Origin of the sequence: Burkholderia sp. BCC1993 (assembly GCF_905339865.1) — a bacterium.
In the GTDB taxonomy this organism is placed as follows: Bacteria; Pseudomonadota; Gammaproteobacteria; order Burkholderiales; family Burkholderiaceae; genus Burkholderia.
This window is the reverse complement of record NZ_CAJPGZ010000023.1, coordinates 11,744-30,596: the sequence shown is the minus strand read 5'-3', so window position 1 is coordinate 30,596 and position 18,853 is coordinate 11,744. Positions and strand designations below refer to the sequence as shown.

The following is an 18,853-nucleotide window of genomic DNA, read 5'->3' as shown; positions in this document are numbered from 1 at the left end:
ATTACCTGAATCCCAACTGGAGGCGACATGAGAACAAGGCGACGCACCGCGGCTTTCGCGGCGACGCTGGCGTTCGCGGCGGCGTGGGCCGGCAGCGCAGACGCGACGGAAAAGCCCGAGGAACTGGTCGTGCAGAAGATGCCGCCGTGGCATCCGCACGCGGTGTACGTCGTCGACATCGCGATGCCGACGATGACCGACGGGCGCATCTTCGTGTACGACGCCGACGCGAAGAAGCTGCTCGGCCAGATCGACGGCGGCTTCGCGCCCGGCCTCGCGATCTCGCCCGACCACAGGACGAGCTTCATCGCGACGACCTATTTCGCGCGCGGCTCGCACGGCACGCGCACCGACGTCGTCGAGATGACCGACAACACGACGCTCGATCACACCGGAGAGATCGTGATTCCGGCGAAGCACGGGCAGCACGTGCCGTCGCCGTACAACACCGCGTTCAGCGCGGACGGCAAGCGGCTGTACGTCGCGAACATCACGCCGGCCGCGTCGGTGACGGTGATCGACGCGGTGTCGAAGCGGGTGCTGTCCGAGATCGACACCGCGGCATGCGTGCTTGCGTATCCGTCGGGGAACGACCGCTTCACCGCGCTGTGCGAAAGCGGCAAGGCGCTCACGGTCACGCTCGACGCGAACGGCAAGGAGGTGAAGCGCACGATGTCCGATGCATTCATCGACGTCGACAACGATCCGGCGTTCATCAACGCGTCGCGCTACCAGGGCGGCTACCTGTTCGCGACGTACCACGGCAACGTGCGCAGCGCCGATTTCAGCGGCGCCAGGCCCGCGTTCGGCAAGTCGTGGTCGTTGCTGACCGATGCCGAGCGCGCCGAAGGCTGGCGCCCGGGCGGCATGCAGCAGACGGCCGTGCAGGTCAGGCAGAACCGCTACTACGTGCTGATGCACAAGGGTGGCGACGGCACGCACAAGGATCCCGGCACGCAGGTGTGGATCTACGACCTGAAGACGAAACAGCGCGTCGCGCGCTGGGATCTCGCGCAGCAGAAGGTCGATCCGCTCGTGTCGATCCAGGTCAGCGAGGATGACAAGCCGCTGTTCTACGGGCTGACGGGCACGTCCGATCTCGTCGTGATGGACGCGCACAGCGGCAAGCTGCAGCACGTCGAGAAGCAGATCGGCAGTACGCCGACGCTGCTCGTGAACCCGTGAGGCCGCGATGATGCTCGATCCCGTACTCGCCACCAGCGCGCAGGCAGGCGCGGCCGTCGTCGTGCTGCTCGGCGCCTTCGCGAAGATGCGCCGGCCGGCCGCGTTCCGGCAGGCGCTCGCCGGCTATCGCCTGCTGCCCGATGCGCTCACCGCGCCCGCCGCGTTCGCGATTCCGCTTGCCGAAGCCGTCTGCGCCGCGGCGCTGCTGTTTCCCGATACGCGCACGGCCGGCGCGCTCGGCCTGATCGCATTGCTGCTCGTCTTCGCAGCCGGCATGACGATCAACATCCTGCGCGGCCACACCGACATCGACTGCGGCTGTTCCGGTTTTGCCGCCGCGCGCACGGATGCGCCGCGCGGCATTGGCTGGCTGCATGTCGCGCGCGTGCTGCTGCTCGTCGTGCTGGCCGCGACCGCGCTCGTCGAGCCGGGCAGCCGTGCGGTCGTGTGGTTCGACTACCTGACGCTGTTCTCTTCCGTGCTGCTGATCGTCTGCGCGCTGCTCACCGTCGACGTGCTGCTCGCCAACGTACCGCGCCTTTCCCACCTGAGGAATTCATGATGCAAACCGCTCTCACCGTTTCCACCGCCTTGCTGTGGGTCGCCGTGCTCGCGCTCGGCGCAATCTGCCTCGCGCTCGTGCGCCAGATCGGCATCCTGTACGAACGCATCATGCCGGCCGGCGCATTGATGATCGACAAGGGGCCGGCGGTCGGCGCGATCGCGCCCGCCTTCGAGCTGACCGACATTCGCGGCTCGCAGGTGAAGGTCGGCGGCATCGATGCGTCGGGCAAGGCGACGCTGCTGTTCTTCCTGTCGCCGACGTGCCCGGTCTGCAAGAAGCTGCTGCCGCTGCTGCCGTCACTGCAGGCGAGCGAGTCGACGCCGGTGAACATCGTGCTCGCGAGCGACGGCGATCCCGACGAACACACGCGCTTCGCGCAGAAGCACAACCTCGCGCGCTTCCCGTACGTGCTGTCGCAGGAGCTCGGCCTCGCGTACCAGATCGGCAAGCTGCCGTACGCGGTGCTACTCGACGACACCGGCACCGTGCGCGCGAAGGGGCTCGTCAATACGCGCGAGCATCTCGAGAGCCTGTTCGAAGCGAAAGAGCGGGGCGTCGCATCGCTGCAGCAGTTCGTGCACGGCGATCACGACCACGACGGCCATCAAGAGCACGCGCAGCACGCGTGATCGGCCGACCTTCCTTCAACGTCAACGGAGAACAACGGAATGGGCCTGTTTGATTCATGGTTCGAACGGTCGGCGCGCGGCGTCGCGCAGCATAGTTCGCGGCGCAGCGCGATGGCGCAGCTTGGCAAGGTGCTGGTGGGATCGGCGATGCTGCCGCTGTTGCCCGTCGATCGCACCGCGTATGCGGCCGACGCGGCCTCGGGAGCATCGGCGGCGTCCGGTGCCGCCGCATCGGGCGCGAGCGACGATCCGATGAGCTGCGACTACTGGAAATACTGCGCGATCGACGGCTGGCTGTGCAGCTGCTGCGGCGGTACGTCGAGCAGCTGCCCGCCGGGTACCACACCTTCGCCGATCACGTGGATCGGCACCTGCCGCAATCCGCATGACGGTTCGGACTACATCGTGTCGTACAACGACTGCTGCGGCAAGACGTCGTGCGGAAAGTGCTTCTGCAACCGCAACGAGCGCGAGAAGCCGCTGTACAAGCTGTCGCTGAACAACGACATCAACTGGTGCATGGCGAACGGTAATTCGAATTACCACTGTTCGGTTTCGGTCCTGCTGGGAGCGGCAAAACAATGAAAGTGAAGCAAGCTGGAAAGATCGTGGCCACGTGCGTGGCCGCTGCCGCGGGGTTTCTGATGCTGCCGGGCATGGCCGGTGCGCAGCAGGCCGTTCATTACCCCGCAGGCAAGGGCCTGTTCGACGCGCAGTGCGCGGTGTGTCACCAGGCGGGCGGCAAGGGGCAGGACGGCCTCGCGCCGCCGCTGACCGAGTATCCGGGCAAGTACGCGACGGCCGACGCGGGCCGCGCGCAACTCGTCGCGACGCTGTTGCACGGGATGTTCGGCGAGATCAAGGTGCACGACAAGCGCTACAACTTCAAGATGCCGTCGTTCGCGAGCGCGACCGATGACGACATCGCGAACGTGCTCAACTACGTCGTGTTCGATCTCAACGACAAGCACGGCAATGCGAAGCCGTTCACGGCAGCCGACATTCGCGCGGCGCGGGCGAAGGAGATGGACGGCACGGCCGTTCACGCGCAACGTGCGGTCGTGACGAAGGGGCTGGGGCTGTGAATGCGGCCGGCATTCAGCGTCGCGGCGGGCGCCGTGCGGGGGCGTGGCGGATCGGGTCGTTCATGAGCGGCTGCCTGTCGTCGATGCTGGTCGCCGTCGCCGCTTGTGCGGTCGCCGTCCCCGCGCATGCCGACGGCGCGGCCGACGCCACGCTCGCGCGGCAGCACTGGGTCCTCAACTGCATGGGCTGCCACACGGCGACGGGCGGCGGCATTCCCGGCAAGGTGCCGCCGCTCGCGAACTCGCTCGGTTATTTCACGCATCTGCCGGCCGGGCGCGAGTACGTGATGCGCGTGCCCGGCGCGTCGAACTCGGCGCTGTCGGACCAGGACCTCGCCGACGTACTGAACTGGGTACTCACGACGATGAACCACGATGCGCTGCCGCGCGATTTCAAGCCTTATACGGCGGCCGAAATCGCCGCGCATCGACGGCCTGCGTTTTCTGATGTCGCGACGGTGCGTGCGAGGCTCGTGCGCGAATTGCACGAGCGCGGGATCGATGGTGTGTCCGATCGCTACTGATCCGACTCGTTGATCGGCCGTCGGCACACGTAGCAGCGCAACGCCGGTGCCGGCGACCGCGTCGCGTCGTCACGCGATTACGCACGAATCAGCACGACCCCGAGGATCAGGCACGCCGCGCCGGCGATACGAATCACGCCGACCGGATGCTGCGGCGTGCCGAACAGCCCGAACTGGTCGAGAAGCAGCGAGCCGACCATCTGCCCGACGACGACCAGTGCAAGCGTCGTCGCCGCGCCCAGCCGCGGCACCATCAGGATCGCGACGGCGATGAACACCGCGCCGAAGAATCCGCCCGTCCAGCTGAACCACGATCCGGCTTCGGAGAAGGCACCCGTCAGGCGCGGCTGCGGCGACAGGAACGCGACCGCGAGCATCACGATCAAGCCGACGAAGTAGCTGACCGAACCGGCCCACCACGGCGACGCGAGCTGCGCGCGGAGGTTTGCGTTGAGCACTTGCTGCAGCGCGACACTCGTGCCGGCGGCGACGACGAGGAGATAGGACAGGACGGTAGTCAGCGAAGTCATGAACGCTCCGGGAAATCGGTCGCAACAAGGAAGGGCGGCCTGGAAGCTTTCATTCTGCGAAGCACTCCGGTATAACGCAAATATCAAATTGGGCACTCATCCATCTCGTTTCGGCATGCCATCCCTGCGGCAAATCCAGTATTTCCTCACCGTGGCCGATCTCGGCGGCTTCACGCCGGCGGCGAGCGCGCTGCATGTCGCGCAGTCGGCGCTCAGCCGGCAGATCGGGCAGCTGGAGGGCGAGCTGGGGTTTCCGCTGTTCGAGCGCGAGCCGCGAGGTGTCCGGCTCACGCCGGCCGGCGCGGTTTATCGCGATCGCGTCGCGTCGATTCCTGTGATGCTGGCGGCGGCGGCCGAAGAGGGCGCGCAGTTGGCGCGCGGCGAGGCCGGCGTGTTGCGGCTGCTGCATTCGAGCACCGTTCCGGTCGGCAGCCTGATGCCGGTTCTCGACCGGTTCATGACCGAATGCCCCGGCGCGCGGATCGATATCGATCGCGCGTCGTCCGAGGATCAAGTGCTCGAAGTCGCGAACGGCAATGCGGATGTCGGGGTCGTGCGCTTGCCGGTGCTGCGGCGCGATGCGCGCGTTCGATTCGTCGAGATGGCGGCAGAGCGGTTGTGCGTTGCGGTGCCGGTCGGTCATCCGCTGGCGAAGCAGAAGCGTACGACGATTGCCCGCTTGAACAGGGAGCCGTTCGTGTCGGCCGTATATCGCGAGCGAGGCGGATTGGCGCGGGTCGTGCTCGATCTGTGCCTGAAGCGCGGGTTCGTGCCGGCAACGGCGCGGATCGTTTCGCCGAAGACGTCGATGCTGAATCTCGTCGCAGCGGGGCGAGGCGTGGCGATCGTGCCGGCGCGGATGGCCGCGCTTGCGTTCGATGGCGTCGCGTTCGTGCCGCTTGCCGATGATGATGCGACGTCGGTGTGTGCGGTGGTATTGCCGGCGGAGCCGACCGTGCTGGCGGACGCTTTCGTCAGGGTAGCGACGACGGGGCGACGCAGCATGTAGCGGCGCTTCGGTCGCGCACACCGGATTGGCAGCGTGCGGGTTCCGCGCTACGCTCGTCGTCATTGGCCGGCGCAGGCGCCAGGCGGATCGAACGGAGGTTCAAATGGCAATCGAATACTTCGCAGAGCGCAACCCTGTCACGCGAAACCTGCCTCGATCGTTGGCGACCAAAGCCGGCGATCTGGTATTCGTATCCGGTCAGGTGGCGAGAAACGAAGACGGGAGCATCGCCGCCGGCGGGATCGAAGCGCAGACGCGTCAGACGTTGAAGAACGTCGCACACGTACTCGCGCTGGCGGGATGCACGCTCGGCGACGTCGTGAAAACCACCGTCTGGCTCGAAGACGCGCGCGACTTCGCCGAATTCAATCGCGTCTATGCGGAGTTCTTCCCCGAGAACAAGCCGTCACGCTCGACGTTGCAGGCGACGAACATGGTCGGCACCAGGATCGAGATCGAGGCGATCGCGTGCAAGCCCTGAGTGCCATCGCGCAACGTCGATGCGGCCTTGTGCCGGTTCAGTGCGGTGGCGACAGCCGTTTGAAGCGGCTCCACAGCGTCTTCAACGTCTGGTGATCGGCTGCGGCACGCGCGGCCAGAAAGCCGCGCGCAAAGCCCGCGCCCGGCGCGGCGTCGGGTGACGTGCGAGGCAGCGCCTTCAGAAACTGCTCCGCGACCACGGCATCGTTACGCCAGCCCAGATCATTCTGAAGTTCGGTCAGCGCGTCGACATACGAGCGGACGGCTTGCTTGCGGCACAGCGACGCGAAGAATTCGGTGGCGTACCGGACTTTCTTCGCCGCGATGCGGGCACGGTGACGCCGGTGATCGTCGAGATCGGCCAGCCCTTTGCCGCGTTTGATCAGTTTCCGGTGCCGGCGACGCAGAACCTCGTGAGCAAAAGGACTCGCCGGCTGCATGATGGCATCGCGCCGTTCGTCAGGCATCCCGTCCCGCCAGCCCTTTCGGTTCACCCATGACGCGAGCTGTAACGCGAGCCGCGTGTAGCGAACCGATCCGACTGCGGCAGCCGCGCGCTGGCGATTGATGACGGCAATGCGCTGGCAGGCGTTGCGCACGGGACGGCTCTCGTCCGGAATGCCGTTCGTGCCGGCATGGTCGAGCGTCGTTCCGGCAAGCACTTCCCAGTCGCGCGCAGCGCCGAGCTCGCCGGCGATCCAGCGCAGTTCGTCGTCAAGGCCGGGAAACGCGGGAACCACTTTCGCAAACAGGTCGAGCGCCGAACGCAGGCGACGCAGCCCCACCCGCATCTGATGCACGCTCGACGGATCATGGCCGGACTCGACACCGCGTTCGTTGGCGCGGATCTGGTCCAGGCAGTTGCGCACGATCCGGCAGAACGCGTCTTCGATCGAATCGCGCTTCTTCAGCTGCACCGGTTGCGCCTTGACGGCCGGCTGGTGCTCGGCGACGAGCAGCCCGTACCCGAGATCGGCCTTGCTCTCGTGATCGATGCGCAATGGCGCGATGTCGAGCAATTTCAGTGCGATGCCGTACAGGTTTTCGGGGCGGCCGCGTTTCAGTTCCAGTTCGATCGCGGCGATCGGGACCGACTTCGAATCCGCGTCGACCGTCCCCTTGTCGAGCGCGACCTCGACTTCATCGCCGGACGGCAGGCGCAGCGGTAAAACCGTCCGCTTGATCCGCGTGACGAACACGGGCTGAAGATCCGGTGCCGTGGCCTCGTCGCGAACCAGGCGGCTGCACTTGGTGTCATCGGAGAGCGTGTCCCGCAGCAGTGTCAGATCGGGGACGTCGCCGTCGACGGGCGTCTCGAATTCGTCCCGCTCGAAGAGGCCGGCCCGGGCCGATCCTTCCAGCTTCAATGTCTGGATTCTGTGGTTGCCGTCCGCACGCACCCGCAGGGAAGCCGCGCACCGGTGAAATGCGAGCGTGGCAGTGTCGAAGTACGTGCTCGTCAGCTGTTGAGTCGCGCCGGCGCCGTTGGACTGCGCAAGCATCGGCGCGTGGCGCAACTTGTCGAGATTCTTTGCGGTAACCCGCAGCTTCAGCTCTCGTTCCATACCGCCTCCGATAGGTTGCCAACCATCAGACCTCCCCCGATCCGCGGGCGTCTTCCCAGTCGTGCCATTCGATTTGATGCATGTCCACATAACGGCTTACCGCTTCGCCGATCGTCGGAAAGAAGTTGTCGTCGCCGAACATGCCGTACATGCCGTAATGCTTGAGGCTGTCCTTGACGGGGCCTTTCAGTTCCGCGAAGACCAGCTTGACCTGCCGCGCGGCAAGTTCGCGATGCAGCCGTTCGAGGACATCGGCAGCCGTGAGGTCGATGTCGGTCACGGGCTCTGCCGCGATGACGATCCAGCGTGCCGGCTCGGGCGATTCGTCGACGGCGCGCAACACGCGTTCCCGAAAGATTTCGCCATTCGCGAAAAAGAGCGGCGCATCCCAGCGCAGCAGCACGAGCCCGGGCACGTGCCGCGCGTCCGGATGGCGCGACACGTCGTGATAGCCCTTCCTGCCGTCGACCCGCCCGAGCACGGCATCGTAAGGCCGCCACGCGCGCCATAGAAACGACAGCACGGTGAGCAGCAGCGCCAGCGCAATGCCGTTCACGACCCCGACGGCTGCAACGCCGACGAAGCACGCCACTGCCTGCACGAACTCGCTTTTGCGGAGCCGATAAAGCCGCACGACGCCGCGCACCTCGATCATGTTCACGCATGCCGCGATCACGACGGCGGCCAGCGCGGATTGCGGCGTGTGCGCAAGCGCGCGCGGCGCGAACAGCAGCAGTGCGGCAACGACGGCGGCAGCCGCCACGCCCGTTGCCTGCGTCTTCGCGCCCGCCGCTTCCGCGACGGGCGTGCGTGAGCCGCTCGCGCTCACCGCGAACCCTTGCACCAGGCCGGCGGCGAGGTTCGACAGCCCGAGCGCGATGCATTCGTGATTCCGGTCCACGCTGGTGTCGTTGCGCAGTTCGTAGGTGCGGGACAGCACGCTGATATCCGTGAACGAAACGAGCGCGATCGCCGCTGCGCTCCCCGCGAGATGCAGCCAGTCGTCGAGGCTCACGTCGGGGATGCGCGGCACCGGCAGGCCTTGCGGGACCGCACCGACGGTTGCAACGCCGGCGCGCGTCGACAGATCGAACCACATCACCATCGCCGTCGCGCCCGCCACGGCGAGCAGGACACCCGGCACCCTGGGCCAGAGCCGTTTGCACGCGAGTATCAGCGCGAGCGCGGCGACACCGAGTGCGAACGACGTTGCGTTCACCTTCGATGCCGTGATGCCGGCGACCACGTCGCGCACCTGCTCGATGAACGATTCGCCGTTGCCCTTGTAGCCGAGGAGCTTGGGTAATTGTCCGATGCTGATCGTCAGCATGATGCCGTTCAGAAAACCGTACCGGATGGGCAGCGACAGCAGCTCGGTGACGAATCCGAGCCTGAGCGCCCCGACCGCGATGCAGATCGCGCCCGCGAGTATCGCAAGCGCGCCCGCAAGGGCCAGCGCATGCGCGGCATCGCCGTGAGCAAGCGGCGTGATGCTTGCGGCGATCAGCGCGACCAGCGCGGAGTCGGGGCCGAGAACAAGGATGCGGCTGGGGCCGAAGAGCGCATACGCGAGCATCGCGGCAAGCGACGCATAGAGCCCGTTGACGGCGGGCAGGCCGGCTGCGTTCGCGTACGCCATGCCGGCGGGCACGAGCACGGCACTGAGCGTGACGCCGGCAAGCAGATCGTGCGGCAGCCAATGCAATCGATACGTGCGCGCCGCGGCGAGTCCGTTGATCCACCGCAGCAGGCCGGCATCGGGCTTGCGGGGCGGGCGGGCCGTGTGCTGGCGGGCACGGCTTTTGATGTTCATCGCAGGACGTCAGGGAACCCGGGCGGAATCGTTCGCCGCGTCGGCCGGTATCGATAAAGATTACGTTCCCGTGCCGTCGGAGCGCAAGCCCGGTTTCACGATGATGCGTTTCGACGCGCCGGTCTGACTGTCCGACTACTTCGCCGAACACTGGTCCGATCCAGGCTGGCGATGGCCGAAGTGATCGGCGGTGCGGTTGAATCGCCTGGCGGAAGCGGCGTCGTCCCGCCGTTGTCCTCTACTCGGTCGCGCGATCGCTCGCCGCGCTGAACGAAGCCCGAACTTCGTTCACCGTCTGGGCGGGTGCCTGCAGATGCGGAAAGTGGCCGAGTTCCGGAAGAATCGAAATGTTCACACCGTTTCGGTCCGCGTACTCGATGCCCATTTCCTTCTTGATATAGATGTCCTTCCCGCCCCACACGACCTTCACGGGGACTTGCAACTTTGCCATATTGGCTTCGAAGTAGTCCTGATCCCGGGTGAAGCATGCGTAGTAGTGGAAAAAGGTGTCGGCCGCGGTCAAGTCACCGTTCCATCCCTTCGCCACGTCGTCCATGAATTCCTCGGGCAACGTGTAGCGCTCGTCATCCTCCATGCCCCGGAAGAACGTGTTTGCGAGGATTTCGTCGCGATTCCTGTTCATGGCGGCATGCACGATATCCGATGAAGGCTTCGACTTCAGGCCTTGCAGGCTTTCGTACATATATTGCGGCCGGTTGAACGGGGCGAAGTCGCCAACGATGATTTCCCGGGCGATATCCGGTTGTTCCAACGCTGCCAGCAGCGCCGGAAGCGCGCCGATATCCGTCGCATAAATCAACAGTCTCGAACTGTCGATGCCCGACGTACGGATATAGTCTTTCAGCACACGGGCATAGTCGTTCGGCGCGTACGAAAAGCGATCGGCGCGCGGACGCGACGATTGCCCGTAGCCTGGCCAGTCGAACGCATGTACCTCGTAGTCGTTGGACAGTGATTCGGCAATCGGCTTCCACGCGTACATCGTCTCGGGGAAGCCGTGCAGGAACAGCACGATGCCCTTCGATTGGGCGGGACGGTAGACCATCCGGCGCAGCGTGATGTCGGCATTGACCTGCACGTCGCCGATGTCGACCGTGGGTTCCGGCGACGATGGCGTCGGCACGGTCGAGCACGTTGAAGAACCCGCATCGACGGCGGGAGATACGGGTGCTTTCGTTACGGGTTGAGTCATGATCGAGGATCTCGTTCGGTGCGACATCGCACGGGACACGTTGCGCTTCGCTGTTTCGAAAGGTGGCGGGATGCAGGGGTTTCTACTGAGCCGCCGGAGGATTCAAAAGCTTGCTCAATGGCTTGAGCGGGCCGATCGGGAGCAGCATGAACGTCATGAGGTGAGCCTTTCCCAACGGGAGTCGCTCCAGCATTTCATGCGCTTCACCCGTGTCCGTCACGTTCAGGACGAACGCCACCCCGGGCCGGTCCTGCAGGGAATACCACTGATCGATCTTGCCCGCGAGATATAGCTGTGTCGTCTCGCGGACTTCGGTCGGAAGAATCGTCTGGACGTGCTGCATGTCCGTGCCCGGAGGAAACGTGCCGATCGCCAGTATCTTCGTGGTGGGCGTGGTGGGCGTGGTGGGCGTGGTCGGCATCGGAGCGGAATGTGCCATGGAGACTCCTGTGGAAGCGAGCAGCAAGCATGCTGCCGTCAAATCAAGAAGAGCGCGTTTCATCCTGCGGCCTCGGGCCCGGTGGCGGGACGGCAGCCGCATTGAGCGCGGCGGCTTCCTGTTCCGACAGATAACACGCGCTAAAGCGCTCGTCCACGCGCTCGCGCATCAATTGCGAGAACAGTAGTGCGGCATCGAGCGGCCGATGATTGATGACGACGGAATCCGTATCGCCTTGCTCGTTCATATGGGCGACGACTACCGTCTCGATCGGCACGCCGTTGATACGTGAACGATAGGATTCCAGATAAAGATCGTTGCCGATCATGCCTTTGTAAGCATGCTGCTGGAACTCGTAGAGCGAGACTGCGTGCTTGATCACAGAGAGAATGTCGGATCGTCCGTCGATCGTGCGCTTCAGAACGGTGGCTTCCAGCGTCGCGTTTTCGGCCAGGCGCGCCAGCCACCGCGGCGGACCGTCGGCGGGTGCCATCATGGGGGCCGTGTCGTTGAATTTCATGGCGATTACTCCTTGCACGCGTTGCGCGTGATACCTGAGTTTGCGGCATCTCGCTGAACGATCGGGTTCGCGGGATCGTACCCTTCTGCTTCGATGAGGATATCGGTCAGTTCCCTGACGAGGCGGGCTTCAGCGTCGGGCGTCAGTGCGTGGTCGGGCCACATCGCATCGATCATCGGCATGGGATGCTCCTGTTTTCGGTTGATCGGATGGCGCCATCGTCGCGGTTTACGTGGGCGCAGGAAAGTGGCAGCATCGCCACTATTCAAGGAAATTCGGACACACAATGGCGATCATCCGCATCTGGGTCTATGACGGAATTCTGGCGTCCGGCGTCGCGGGCCCGGTTGATGTCTTCAGCGCTGCAAATCAGTTCCATGCGCGCCGGGCGGGACCGGGCGCGCCATCCGCGCCGTTGTTCGCATGGCGCGTGGAGTCGCTCGACGGGCAACCCGTGAAGGCGGCGTCAGGTCAGATCATTCCTGTCGACGGCAAGATCGACCCGCGCAAACGAGCAGACGCCGTGCTGCTGACGGCACCTTTCTTTTCGCGGATCGACGAGTTCCTCGGGCATCGCGAGCAGTTGAGCGAACTGACTTCCGCACTGAGGCGTCAACACAAGGCAGGCACGATGCTCGCCGCGTATTGCACGGCGAATTACCTGCTTGCCGAGGCGGGCCTGCTGGATGGCCGCGTCGCGACGACGCACTGGGCGAGAGCGGCGGATTTCGCGCGCCGCTATCCGCGTGTCGAAGTCCGCGCGAACGAGCTGCTGCTCGCGCAAGACGGGATCATCTCGGGCGGCTCCGTCACGTCCTATCTGAACCTCGCCGTGCACCTCGTCGAAGCCTGCGCCGGCGGAGAACTCGCGATGATGACCGCGAAGGCGCTGTTGATCGACATGAACCGGACGTCGCAGGCGTCCTTTGCCACGCTTCTCGACGAACACGGGCATACCGACACGCTCGTGGCGCGCGCTCAGCAGCGGATGGAAGCGACATTGCAGCAAGGATTCCGGCTCGGCGATCTGGCGGCATCGCTTGCCGTCAGCGAACGCACGCTCAATCGTCGCTTCAAGGAAGCGGTCGGCCTCGCGCCGTTGACGTATCTGCAGAATCTGCGGGTCGAGGTTGCGAAACGTCTGCTGGAAACACGGCCGATCGGGCTCGAGGACGTGAGTCAGCGCGTCGGTTACAGCGATGTCAGTACATTCCGGCAATTGTTCAAGCGCAAAACGGGGTTGTCGCCGAGCGAATATCAAGTGCAGTTTTCGCGTGCGGCGGCAAAGAGCGTGCAAGCCGAACCACGCGATCAGCGCGATTGAACCTCGCGACGTCGCGTTGCCGCTCGCGTCAGGTCCGGGCCGCTCCGGTCGCCGCCTTTCTTTGTATCCCGAAGTATCTGCAACAGACGCGGATACGTACGCATACATATCGCCGGCTTTCCGACAAGAACGGGATACGTTCGCCTGTTCCAATGCGCCTGTCGCGAGCGGAACGCCGCACCGCGCATGGTCCAAGGAGTGAGTCATGAAAGTCGTCAAGGCCGCCGCTGTCCAGTTCAGCCCGGTGCTCTACAGTCGTGAAGCCACCGTCGCCAAGGTCGTGGAGAAGATCCACGCGCTTGGCCGGCAAGGTGTGCAATTCGCCACTTTTCCCGAAACGGTCGTCCCCTATTACCCGTATTTCGCGGCCGTTCAGACGGGCATCGAACTGCTGTCCGGTACCGAGCATCTTCGGCTGCTGGAACAGGCCGTCACCGTGCCGTCCGCCGCGACCGATGCGATCGGCGAAGCAGCACGCAGGGCCGGCATGGTCGTGTCCATCGGCGTCAACGAGCGCGACGGGGGCACGCTGTACAACGCGCAGTTGCTGTTCGACGCGGACGGGCAACTGATCCAGCGCCGTCGCAAGATCACGCCGACGCACTTCGAGCGCATGGTTTGGGGGCAGGGCGACGGATCGGGGCTGCGCGCGGTCGACAGCGCCGTCGGCCGTATCGGTCAGCTCGCTTGTTTCGAGCACAACAATCCGCTCGCGCGCTACGCGATGATTGCCGACGGCGAACAGATTCATTCGGCGATGTATCCGGGTTCGGCTTTCGGGGAAGGCTTCGCGCAGCGCATGGAGATCAACATCCGGCAGCATGCGCTCGAGTCCGGCGCGTTCGTCGTCAATGCAACGGCGTGGCTGGATGCCGACCAGCAGGCGCAAATCATGAAGGACACCGGTTGCGCGATCGGGCCGATCTCGGGCGGCTGCTTCACGACGATCGTGTCGCCCGACGGCATGTTGATGGCCGAGCCGCTTCGATCGGGCGAGGGCGAGGTCATCGTCGATCTGGACTTCTCGCAGATCGACCGTCGCAAGATGCTGATGGATGCGGCCGGTCACTATAACCGCTCGGAATTGCTGAGCCTGATGATCGACCGTACGCCGACCGCGCATGTTCACGAACGCGTCGCGCAGCCGGTGGCCGGATATGACGCGGGCGTGGACGATGGGCGTGCCGCGGCTGCGTGATGCGCAGGCTTGCCCGGCCGTTACTGAACATTCGGCTTGCCGATCGGGTCCGGCAGTCGCAGTATGGATCGCCGCATGACCGCACATTTTTTGACCGCTATATGTGCATATGCATATAAAGGTGTGATGAAATCTTTCCTTGAAAGGTGTGTGATATGAAAACGAACGCTGCCGATGATCGGCCACTCCTGATGTCGTGCGCCGGAAGCGCGACTGCCGGCGCTGGTCGCAACGTGACGACGTCATTGTCGCGCCGGCGCTTTGTCGGTATCGCGGCCGCCGCACTGGCGGCCGGTTCGCTGAGCCGCCTGGCGGTCGCACAGACCAGCCCGGCAATCGGCACCGCGGCACCCGCACGCGGCGACAAATCCGCGATTCGGCCATTCCGGGTGCATGTGCCCGACGCGCAGCTCGCCGACATGCGGCACCGCATCAACAAGACGCGTTGGCCGGACCGCGAGACCGTGGCCGACGAGTCGCAGGGCATTCAGCTTGCGACCATTCAGGCGCTCGCACGGTATTGGGCGAGCGACTACGACTGGCGCAAGTGCGAAGCGACGCTGAATGCGTATCCGCAATTCGTGACCGAAATCGATGGCCTCGACATCCATTTCATCCATGTGCGATCGAAGCACGAGAATGCGATGCCGTTGATCGTGACCCACGGCTGGCCCGGCTCCATCATCGAGCAGTTCAAGATCATCGCGCCGCTCGTCGATCCGACTGCGTACGGCGCGCCGGCGTCGGATGCGTTCCATCTCGTGATTCCGTCGCTGCCCGGCTATGGCTTTTCGGCGCGACCCACGACGACGGGATGGGGGCCGGAGCGCACGGCGCGCGCATGGGTGACGCTGATGAAACGGCTCGGCTACGCGCGCTTTGCTTCGCAGGGCGGGGACCTCGGCGGCATCGTCACGAACGTCATGGCGAAACAGGCGCCGCCTGAGCTGATGGGCATTCATGTGAATTTCCCGGCGTCCGTGCCGGCGGAAATTCTGAAGTCGCTGACGGCCGGCGATCCCGCACCTGCCGGTTTGTCGGACGAGGAGCGGCACGCGTATGAACAGCTGAGCGCCAATTTCAAAAGGAAGCGCGGCTACGCGATTGAAATGGGTACGCGCCCGCAGACGTTGTATGGACTCGCCGATTCGCCCGTCGCGCTGGCTTCGTGGCTGCTCGATCACGGGGACGGTTACGGGCAGCCGGCGGCAGCGCTGAGTGCGGCCGTGCTGGGTCGCCCGGTCAACGGCCACTTGGCCGGCGCGCTGACACGGGACGACGTGCTCGACGACATCACGCTCTACTGGCTGACGAACACGGGCATCTCGGCGGCGCGTTTCTACTGGGAATCGCATGCGAACTTCTTCCTTGCAGCCGACGTCGGCGTGCCGGCCGCGGTGAGCGCGTTTCCGGGGGAAAACTACCAGGCGCCGCGGAGCTGGACCGAGAGGGCTTATCACGATCTGATTTACTTCAACAAACCGGAAACAGGCGGGCACTTCGCGGCATGGGAAGAACCGATGATCTTCGCGAATGAAGTGCGTGCCGGGTTGAGACCGTTGCGCGCGTGACGTGCAACCGCCGAAATTTCCAACGAGCGGCAGCTTTCGTTAGAATCGTTCGACTATCAGAGAACAGCAGCGTTGCATCGGCGCAGCGGCATCCGCTCATGAACACCGCTCGCGCTCATCCCATGTCCTTTACCGGAGGCGAACGTGCCAGGATTACTTCCCGATGTCGACCGCGACGGGCTTCTCGAATACTCGGTCGTGTACACCGACCGGTCGATCAATCACATGTCGCAGCGCTTCCAGGGCGTGATGCGCGATATTTCCGCTGCGCTGAAGAAGGTCTACAACGCGAAGGCGGTCGCAATCGTCCCGGGCAGCGGGACGTTCGGCATGGAGGCCGTGGCCCGGCAGTTCGCGACGAACAGGAAGTGCCTTGTCATCCGCAACGGCTGGTTCAGCTTCCGCTGGTCGCAGATTTTCGACATGGGCAGCATTCCGTCCGAGTCGATCGTGCTGAAGGCGCGTCCGGTCGAAGCGGGCAGACAGGCCGCCTTTGCGCCGACGCCGATCGATGAAGTCGTTGCGGCGATTCGCGAGCACAAGCCGGATCTGGTGTTCGCGCCGCACGTCGAAACCGCGTCGGGGATGATGCTGCCCGATGCGTATCTGCGTGCGGTCGCCGACGCCGTGCATGCGGTCGGTGGCATGTTCGTGCTCGACTGCATCGCGTCCGGCACGATCTGGGTCGACATGGAGGCGAGCGGTGTCGACGTGCTGATCAGCGCACCGCAAAAGGGCTGGAGCGCGTCGCCCGGCTGTGCGCTGGTGATGCTCAGTGCGCTCGCCCGCGAGCGCATCGATGCGACGACGAGCACCAGTTTTGCGTGCGATCTGCGCAAGTGGCTGCAGATCATGGAAGCGTACGAAAGCGGCGGGTTCGCGTATCACGCGACGATGCCCACGGACAGCCTCGCGACGCTGCGCGACGTGATCAAGGAAACGGACGCGTACGGCTTCGACAAGGTGAGGGCGGAACAGCTCGAGCTCGGCACGCGGATTCGTGCGTTGCTTGCCGAGAAGGGGTTCCGGAGTGTCGCGGCAGAAGGCTTCGAGGCACCGGGCGTCGTCGTCTGTTATACCGACGATGACGATATCCGCTCCGGCAAGAAATTCGCCGATGTCGGCATGCAGATCGCGGCCGGCGTGCCGTTGCAATGCGATGAGCCGGCGGATTTCAAGACTTTCCGGATCGGCTTGTTCGGGCTCGACAAGCTGAATGACGTCGATGCGGCGGTTGCGCGGTTCGCGAGTGCGCTGGAGCGGGTTCTGTAGCGCGTTGCTGATCCAGGCGCGCGTTGCGGCGCATGACGTGACGAGATCGATCCGATCACGATCACGGATGCGCCGCGTTTCCCGAATGCCGCCGCGACCGATCATCGGCCGATGCCTCGCGGCCTCATCCATGCGATCGGTGCGGCCGTTCGAGAGCACGCTCTGCTCGGCGCGGTATGCGCCATCGACGAGGAGCAATCGTGCCGTAGTCACTCGGGCAATCCGGCCAGCCGCAGCCCCTCCGCAAACTGGGTCAGATCTTCTGGGCGACCGATCGGAAGCCAGTCATTGAGATTGGAGACGCGGAGTGACGGATCGAGCGTGCGCAGGCGCTGCATCGCGTCCTTCGCTTTGTCCATGCGTCCAGCGCACGCATGACTCGCCGCCAGAATGCCGACCGGGGCAAGGAAACTGGGTAGATTCCATTTGGCCCTTTCGGCCCAATCCGAAGCGGAGTCGAAGCGTCCTGCAAAGAAATGTGCCAGCGCCATCCCAGCCTGCATCCTGAACATTTCTGGATCCAATGGACTCAAGCGAATGGCACGCGCCAAATACTTGATCGCAACGTCTGTTTCACCGCGACAAGCGTACAGGCACCCACACAGGGACCATGCAGGGGCGTGGTTCGGATTGAGCAGCAAAGCTCTGTCGAACAGCGCAATACCGCCGTCGAGGTCGCCGGTGAGATGCCCGAGTGCATGAGCTCCTCTCGTGAGCGCCACAGCATCGTCCCGGCCAAGCTCCACCGCCAGTCGTGCCAGGCGAGTGCCCTCGGCAATCTCCCGGGGCGGATCGGTCATCCAGCCATTCATCTTGCGCCAGAAATAACACCAGGCCGCCATGCCATAGGCCGATGCGAACGCCGGATCGAGCTCGGTGGCCTTGTAGAACAAGGGCAGCGCCGCCTCGATTGATTCGCGCGTTCCGCTGTGCAAGTGCGCGGCGCCGCGAAGGTAATAGTCGTAGGCGCACAGGTTCTCCGTCGGTTTGCGCTTGGCACGCTCGATTTCCGCCCGCTCGAGCTGCGGCGCGATGGCGCCGACGACGCTTTCCGCAACCTGGTCCTGCAGTTCGAAGATGTCGTCCAGCGTGCCTTCGAAGCGCTCCGCCCAGAGATGGGCCCCGATCCTGGCATCGATGAGCTGCCCTGTGATGCGCACCTTGTTGCCGGTCTTGCGCACGCTACCTTCCAGCACGTAGCGCACGCCAAGCTCGCGGCCGACGTCCTTCACCTCGACTGCGCGGCACTTGTAGGTGAAGCTCGAGTCGCTCGCGATGACGAACAGCCAGCGTATGCGCGATAGCGCAGCGATGATGTCCTCCACCACGCCGTCGGCGAAATACTCCTGCTCGGGATCGCCGCTCAGGTTCTGGAAGGGCAATACGGTAATGGAGGGTTTACCCGGAAGGAGGAGCGCGGACGGCGGCTCCCTCAATTCTCTGGAGACGTGTTCGCCGATCTCGCCGACGAAGCGGAAACCCTTGCGGGCGACAGTCCTGACCAAGCGCTGTTCCCCGCCGGTGTCGCCGATGGCCTTGCGGACCGCATTGATGTGACTGGTGATCGTCGATTCCGAGACGATTCGGCCGCGCCATACCGCCTGCAGCAGGTCGTCCTTGCTGACGACACGGTCGCGGTTCCTGACAAGATGCAGGAGCAGATCGAAGACTTGCGGCCCGACAGGTACGACTTTCGCGCGATGCGAAAGCTCCCGGCGTTCCGGGTCGATCACGTAGTCTCCAAACTCGAACTTCACTTGACATCCCGTGGCCGATTCGGCTCCCAGGGGGTAACTGGCGAATTCCGTCCATGGATGATACTGCAACCGGAGGTGAGCGCATCTCATCCCGATCGGGCAACGCTTGGACGAATAATCAAGGTCTCCTGCAGAGAAATTCAAGGCGAAGGCAAGGACTTCCCCGGCGCGCGC

20 protein-coding genes are annotated in these 18,853 nt (G+C 64.5%); 12 read left to right on the top strand and 8 right to left on the bottom strand.

Going from position 1 to position 18,853, the window contains the following annotated elements:
* The first annotated feature begins 27 nt into the window (after positions 1–27).
* The 6 genes from U4Y91_RS31905 to U4Y91_RS31880 all read left to right on the top strand — a co-directional run bounded on the left by U4Y91_RS31905 (position 28) and on the right by U4Y91_RS31880 (position 3,988).
* A complete protein-coding gene (locus U4Y91_RS31905; protein WP_321808391.1) occupies positions 28–1,185 on the top strand; it encodes an amine dehydrogenase large subunit in 1,158 nt (385 codons plus the stop codon).
* 7 nt (positions 1,186–1,192) lie between these two features.
* Entirely contained in the window at positions 1,193–1,747 is a 555-nt protein-coding gene (locus U4Y91_RS31900) for a MauE/DoxX family redox-associated membrane protein (RefSeq protein WP_321808390.1), read from the top strand.
* Positions 1,744–2,379, top strand: a complete 636-nt coding sequence (mauD, locus tag U4Y91_RS31895; protein ID WP_321808389.1) for a methylamine dehydrogenase accessory protein MauD — start codon at positions 1,744–1,746, stop codon at positions 2,377–2,379. Before U4Y91_RS31900 ends, mauD begins: the two co-directional genes overlap by 4 nt.
* Positions 2,380–2,418: 39 nt before the next feature.
* Positions 2,419–2,964, top strand: coding sequence for a methylamine dehydrogenase light chain (locus U4Y91_RS31890; protein WP_321808388.1), 546 nt, complete (start codon positions 2,419–2,421; stop codon positions 2,962–2,964).
* Positions 2,961–3,464 (top strand): cytochrome c, encoded by a 504-nt coding sequence (locus tag U4Y91_RS31885; RefSeq protein ID WP_321808387.1) that lies wholly within the window; start codon positions 2,961–2,963, stop codon positions 3,462–3,464. Before U4Y91_RS31890 ends, U4Y91_RS31885 begins: the two co-directional genes overlap by 4 nt.
* A gap of 62 nt (positions 3,465–3,526) precedes the next feature.
* Positions 3,527–3,988 (top strand): cytochrome c, encoded by a 462-nt coding sequence (locus U4Y91_RS31880; RefSeq protein WP_321808386.1) that lies wholly within the window; start codon positions 3,527–3,529, stop codon positions 3,986–3,988.
* A gap of 77 nt (positions 3,989–4,065) precedes the next feature.
* On the opposite strand, the gene U4Y91_RS31875 is transcribed toward U4Y91_RS31880, so the two are convergent.
* Entirely contained in the window at positions 4,066–4,509 is a 444-nt protein-coding gene (locus U4Y91_RS31875) for a DMT family transporter (protein ID WP_321808479.1), read from the bottom strand.
* Between the two features lie 124 nt (positions 4,510–4,633).
* On the opposite strand from U4Y91_RS31875, the gene U4Y91_RS31870 reads away from it, so the two are divergent.
* Both U4Y91_RS31870 and U4Y91_RS31865 read left to right on the top strand, forming a co-directional pair.
* Positions 4,634–5,527: a LysR family transcriptional regulator gene (locus U4Y91_RS31870; RefSeq protein WP_321808385.1), complete on the top strand. Its 894-nt coding sequence runs from the start codon at positions 4,634–4,636 to the stop codon at positions 5,525–5,527.
* Between the two features lie 103 nt (positions 5,528–5,630).
* Complete coding sequence (locus U4Y91_RS31865) at positions 5,631–6,008, top strand: RidA family protein (protein WP_321808384.1); 378 nt, start codon at positions 5,631–5,633, stop codon at positions 6,006–6,008.
* A gap of 37 nt (positions 6,009–6,045) precedes the next feature.
* Here the strand turns inward: U4Y91_RS31865 and U4Y91_RS31860 are convergent, their stop codons facing one another.
* The 6 genes from U4Y91_RS31860 to U4Y91_RS31835 all read right to left on the bottom strand — a co-directional run bounded on the left by U4Y91_RS31860 (position 6,046) and on the right by U4Y91_RS31835 (position 11,739).
* Entirely contained in the window at positions 6,046–7,572 is a 1,527-nt protein-coding gene (locus tag U4Y91_RS31860; RefSeq protein WP_321808383.1) for a CHAD domain-containing protein, read from the bottom strand.
* Positions 7,573–7,597: 25 nt separating this feature from the next.
* A complete protein-coding gene (locus U4Y91_RS31855; protein ID WP_321808382.1) occupies positions 7,598–9,385 on the bottom strand; it encodes a SulP family inorganic anion transporter in 1,788 nt (595 codons plus the stop codon).
* A gap of 238 nt (positions 9,386–9,623) precedes the next feature.
* On the bottom strand, positions 9,624–10,598 hold the full coding sequence (locus tag U4Y91_RS31850) for an alpha/beta hydrolase (protein ID WP_321808381.1): 975 nt from the start codon (positions 10,596–10,598) through the stop codon (positions 9,624–9,626).
* Positions 10,599–10,680: 82 nt separating this feature from the next.
* A complete protein-coding gene (locus tag U4Y91_RS31845) occupies positions 10,681–11,037 on the bottom strand; it encodes a muconolactone Delta-isomerase family protein (protein WP_321808380.1) in 357 nt (118 codons plus the stop codon).
* A 43-nt stretch (positions 11,038–11,080) separates the two neighbouring features.
* The gene (locus U4Y91_RS31840; RefSeq protein WP_321808379.1) at positions 11,081–11,557 is read right to left on the bottom strand and encodes a hypothetical protein; all 477 of its coding nucleotides are present in this window, start codon (positions 11,555–11,557) and stop codon (positions 11,081–11,083) included.
* A 5-nt stretch (positions 11,558–11,562) separates the two neighbouring features.
* A complete protein-coding gene (locus U4Y91_RS31835) occupies positions 11,563–11,739 on the bottom strand; it encodes a hypothetical protein (RefSeq protein WP_415750518.1) in 177 nt (58 codons plus the stop codon).
* Positions 11,740–11,843: 104 nt separating this feature from the next.
* On the opposite strand from U4Y91_RS31835, the gene U4Y91_RS31830 reads away from it, so the two are divergent.
* The 4 genes from U4Y91_RS31830 to U4Y91_RS31815 all read left to right on the top strand — a co-directional run bounded on the left by U4Y91_RS31830 (position 11,844) and on the right by U4Y91_RS31815 (position 16,922).
* The gene (locus tag U4Y91_RS31830; RefSeq protein WP_321808378.1) at positions 11,844–12,881 is read left to right on the top strand and encodes a GlxA family transcriptional regulator; all 1,038 of its coding nucleotides are present in this window, start codon (positions 11,844–11,846) and stop codon (positions 12,879–12,881) included.
* 205 nt (positions 12,882–13,086) lie between these two features.
* A complete protein-coding gene (locus U4Y91_RS31825) occupies positions 13,087–14,079 on the top strand; it encodes a carbon-nitrogen hydrolase family protein (RefSeq protein WP_321808377.1) in 993 nt (330 codons plus the stop codon).
* Positions 14,080–14,270: 191 nt separating this feature from the next.
* Entirely contained in the window at positions 14,271–15,650 is a 1,380-nt protein-coding gene (locus tag U4Y91_RS31820) for an epoxide hydrolase family protein (RefSeq protein WP_321808478.1), read from the top strand.
* A gap of 144 nt (positions 15,651–15,794) precedes the next feature.
* Positions 15,795–16,922 carry an aminotransferase class V-fold PLP-dependent enzyme gene (locus U4Y91_RS31815; RefSeq protein WP_321808376.1) on the top strand — a complete coding sequence of 376 codons (1,128 nt, stop codon included), beginning with the start codon at positions 15,795–15,797 and terminating at the stop codon, positions 16,920–16,922.
* 209 nt (positions 16,923–17,131) lie between these two features.
* Here U4Y91_RS31815 and U4Y91_RS31810 read toward each other — a convergent pair whose 3' ends face one another.
* Entirely contained in the window at positions 17,132–18,679 is a 1,548-nt protein-coding gene (locus U4Y91_RS31810; RefSeq protein WP_321808375.1) for a winged helix-turn-helix domain-containing tetratricopeptide repeat protein, read from the bottom strand.
* Positions 18,680–18,853 lie beyond the last annotated feature (174 nt).

What these genes read in the sequence shown, in the direction of transcription:
- U4Y91_RS31905 (WP_321808391.1), top strand. Translation starts at nt 28, where the DNA reads ATGAGAACAAGGCGACGCACCGCGGCTTTCGCGGCGACGCTGGCGTTC.
- U4Y91_RS31900 (WP_321808390.1), top strand. Translation starts at nt 1,193, where the DNA reads ATGATGCTCGATCCCGTACTCGCCACCAGCGCGCAGGCAGGCGCGGCC.
- mauD (WP_321808389.1), top strand. Translation starts at nt 1,744, where the DNA reads ATGATGCAAACCGCTCTCACCGTTTCCACCGCCTTGCTGTGGGTCGCC.
- U4Y91_RS31890 (WP_321808388.1), top strand. Translation starts at nt 2,419, where the DNA reads ATGGGCCTGTTTGATTCATGGTTCGAACGGTCGGCGCGCGGCGTCGCG.
- U4Y91_RS31885 (WP_321808387.1), top strand. Translation starts at nt 2,961, where the DNA reads ATGAAAGTGAAGCAAGCTGGAAAGATCGTGGCCACGTGCGTGGCCGCT.
- U4Y91_RS31880 (WP_321808386.1), top strand. Translation starts at nt 3,527, where the DNA reads ATGAGCGGCTGCCTGTCGTCGATGCTGGTCGCCGTCGCCGCTTGTGCG.
- U4Y91_RS31870 (WP_321808385.1), top strand. Translation starts at nt 4,634, where the DNA reads ATGCCATCCCTGCGGCAAATCCAGTATTTCCTCACCGTGGCCGATCTC.
- U4Y91_RS31865 (WP_321808384.1), top strand. Translation starts at nt 5,631, where the DNA reads ATGGCAATCGAATACTTCGCAGAGCGCAACCCTGTCACGCGAAACCTG.
- U4Y91_RS31860 (WP_321808383.1), bottom strand. Translation starts at nt 7,572, where the DNA reads ATGGAACGAGAGCTGAAGCTGCGGGTTACCGCAAAGAATCTCGACAAG.
- U4Y91_RS31855 (WP_321808382.1), bottom strand. Translation starts at nt 9,385, where the DNA reads ATGAACATCAAAAGCCGTGCCCGCCAGCACACGGCCCGCCCGCCCCGC.
- U4Y91_RS31850 (WP_321808381.1), bottom strand. Translation starts at nt 10,598, where the DNA reads ATGACTCAACCCGTAACGAAAGCACCCGTATCTCCCGCCGTCGATGCG.
- U4Y91_RS31845 (WP_321808380.1), bottom strand. Translation starts at nt 11,037, where the DNA reads ATGGCACATTCCGCTCCGATGCCGACCACGCCCACCACGCCCACCACG.
- U4Y91_RS31840 (WP_321808379.1), bottom strand. Translation starts at nt 11,557, where the DNA reads ATGAAATTCAACGACACGGCCCCCATGATGGCACCCGCCGACGGTCCG.
- U4Y91_RS31835 (WP_415750518.1), bottom strand. Translation starts at nt 11,739, where the DNA reads ATGCCGATGATCGATGCGATGTGGCCCGACCACGCACTGACGCCCGAC.
- U4Y91_RS31830 (WP_321808378.1), top strand. Translation starts at nt 11,844, where the DNA reads ATGGCGATCATCCGCATCTGGGTCTATGACGGAATTCTGGCGTCCGGC.
- U4Y91_RS31825 (WP_321808377.1), top strand. Translation starts at nt 13,087, where the DNA reads ATGAAAGTCGTCAAGGCCGCCGCTGTCCAGTTCAGCCCGGTGCTCTAC.
- U4Y91_RS31820 (WP_321808478.1), top strand. Translation starts at nt 14,271, where the DNA reads ATGTCGTGCGCCGGAAGCGCGACTGCCGGCGCTGGTCGCAACGTGACG.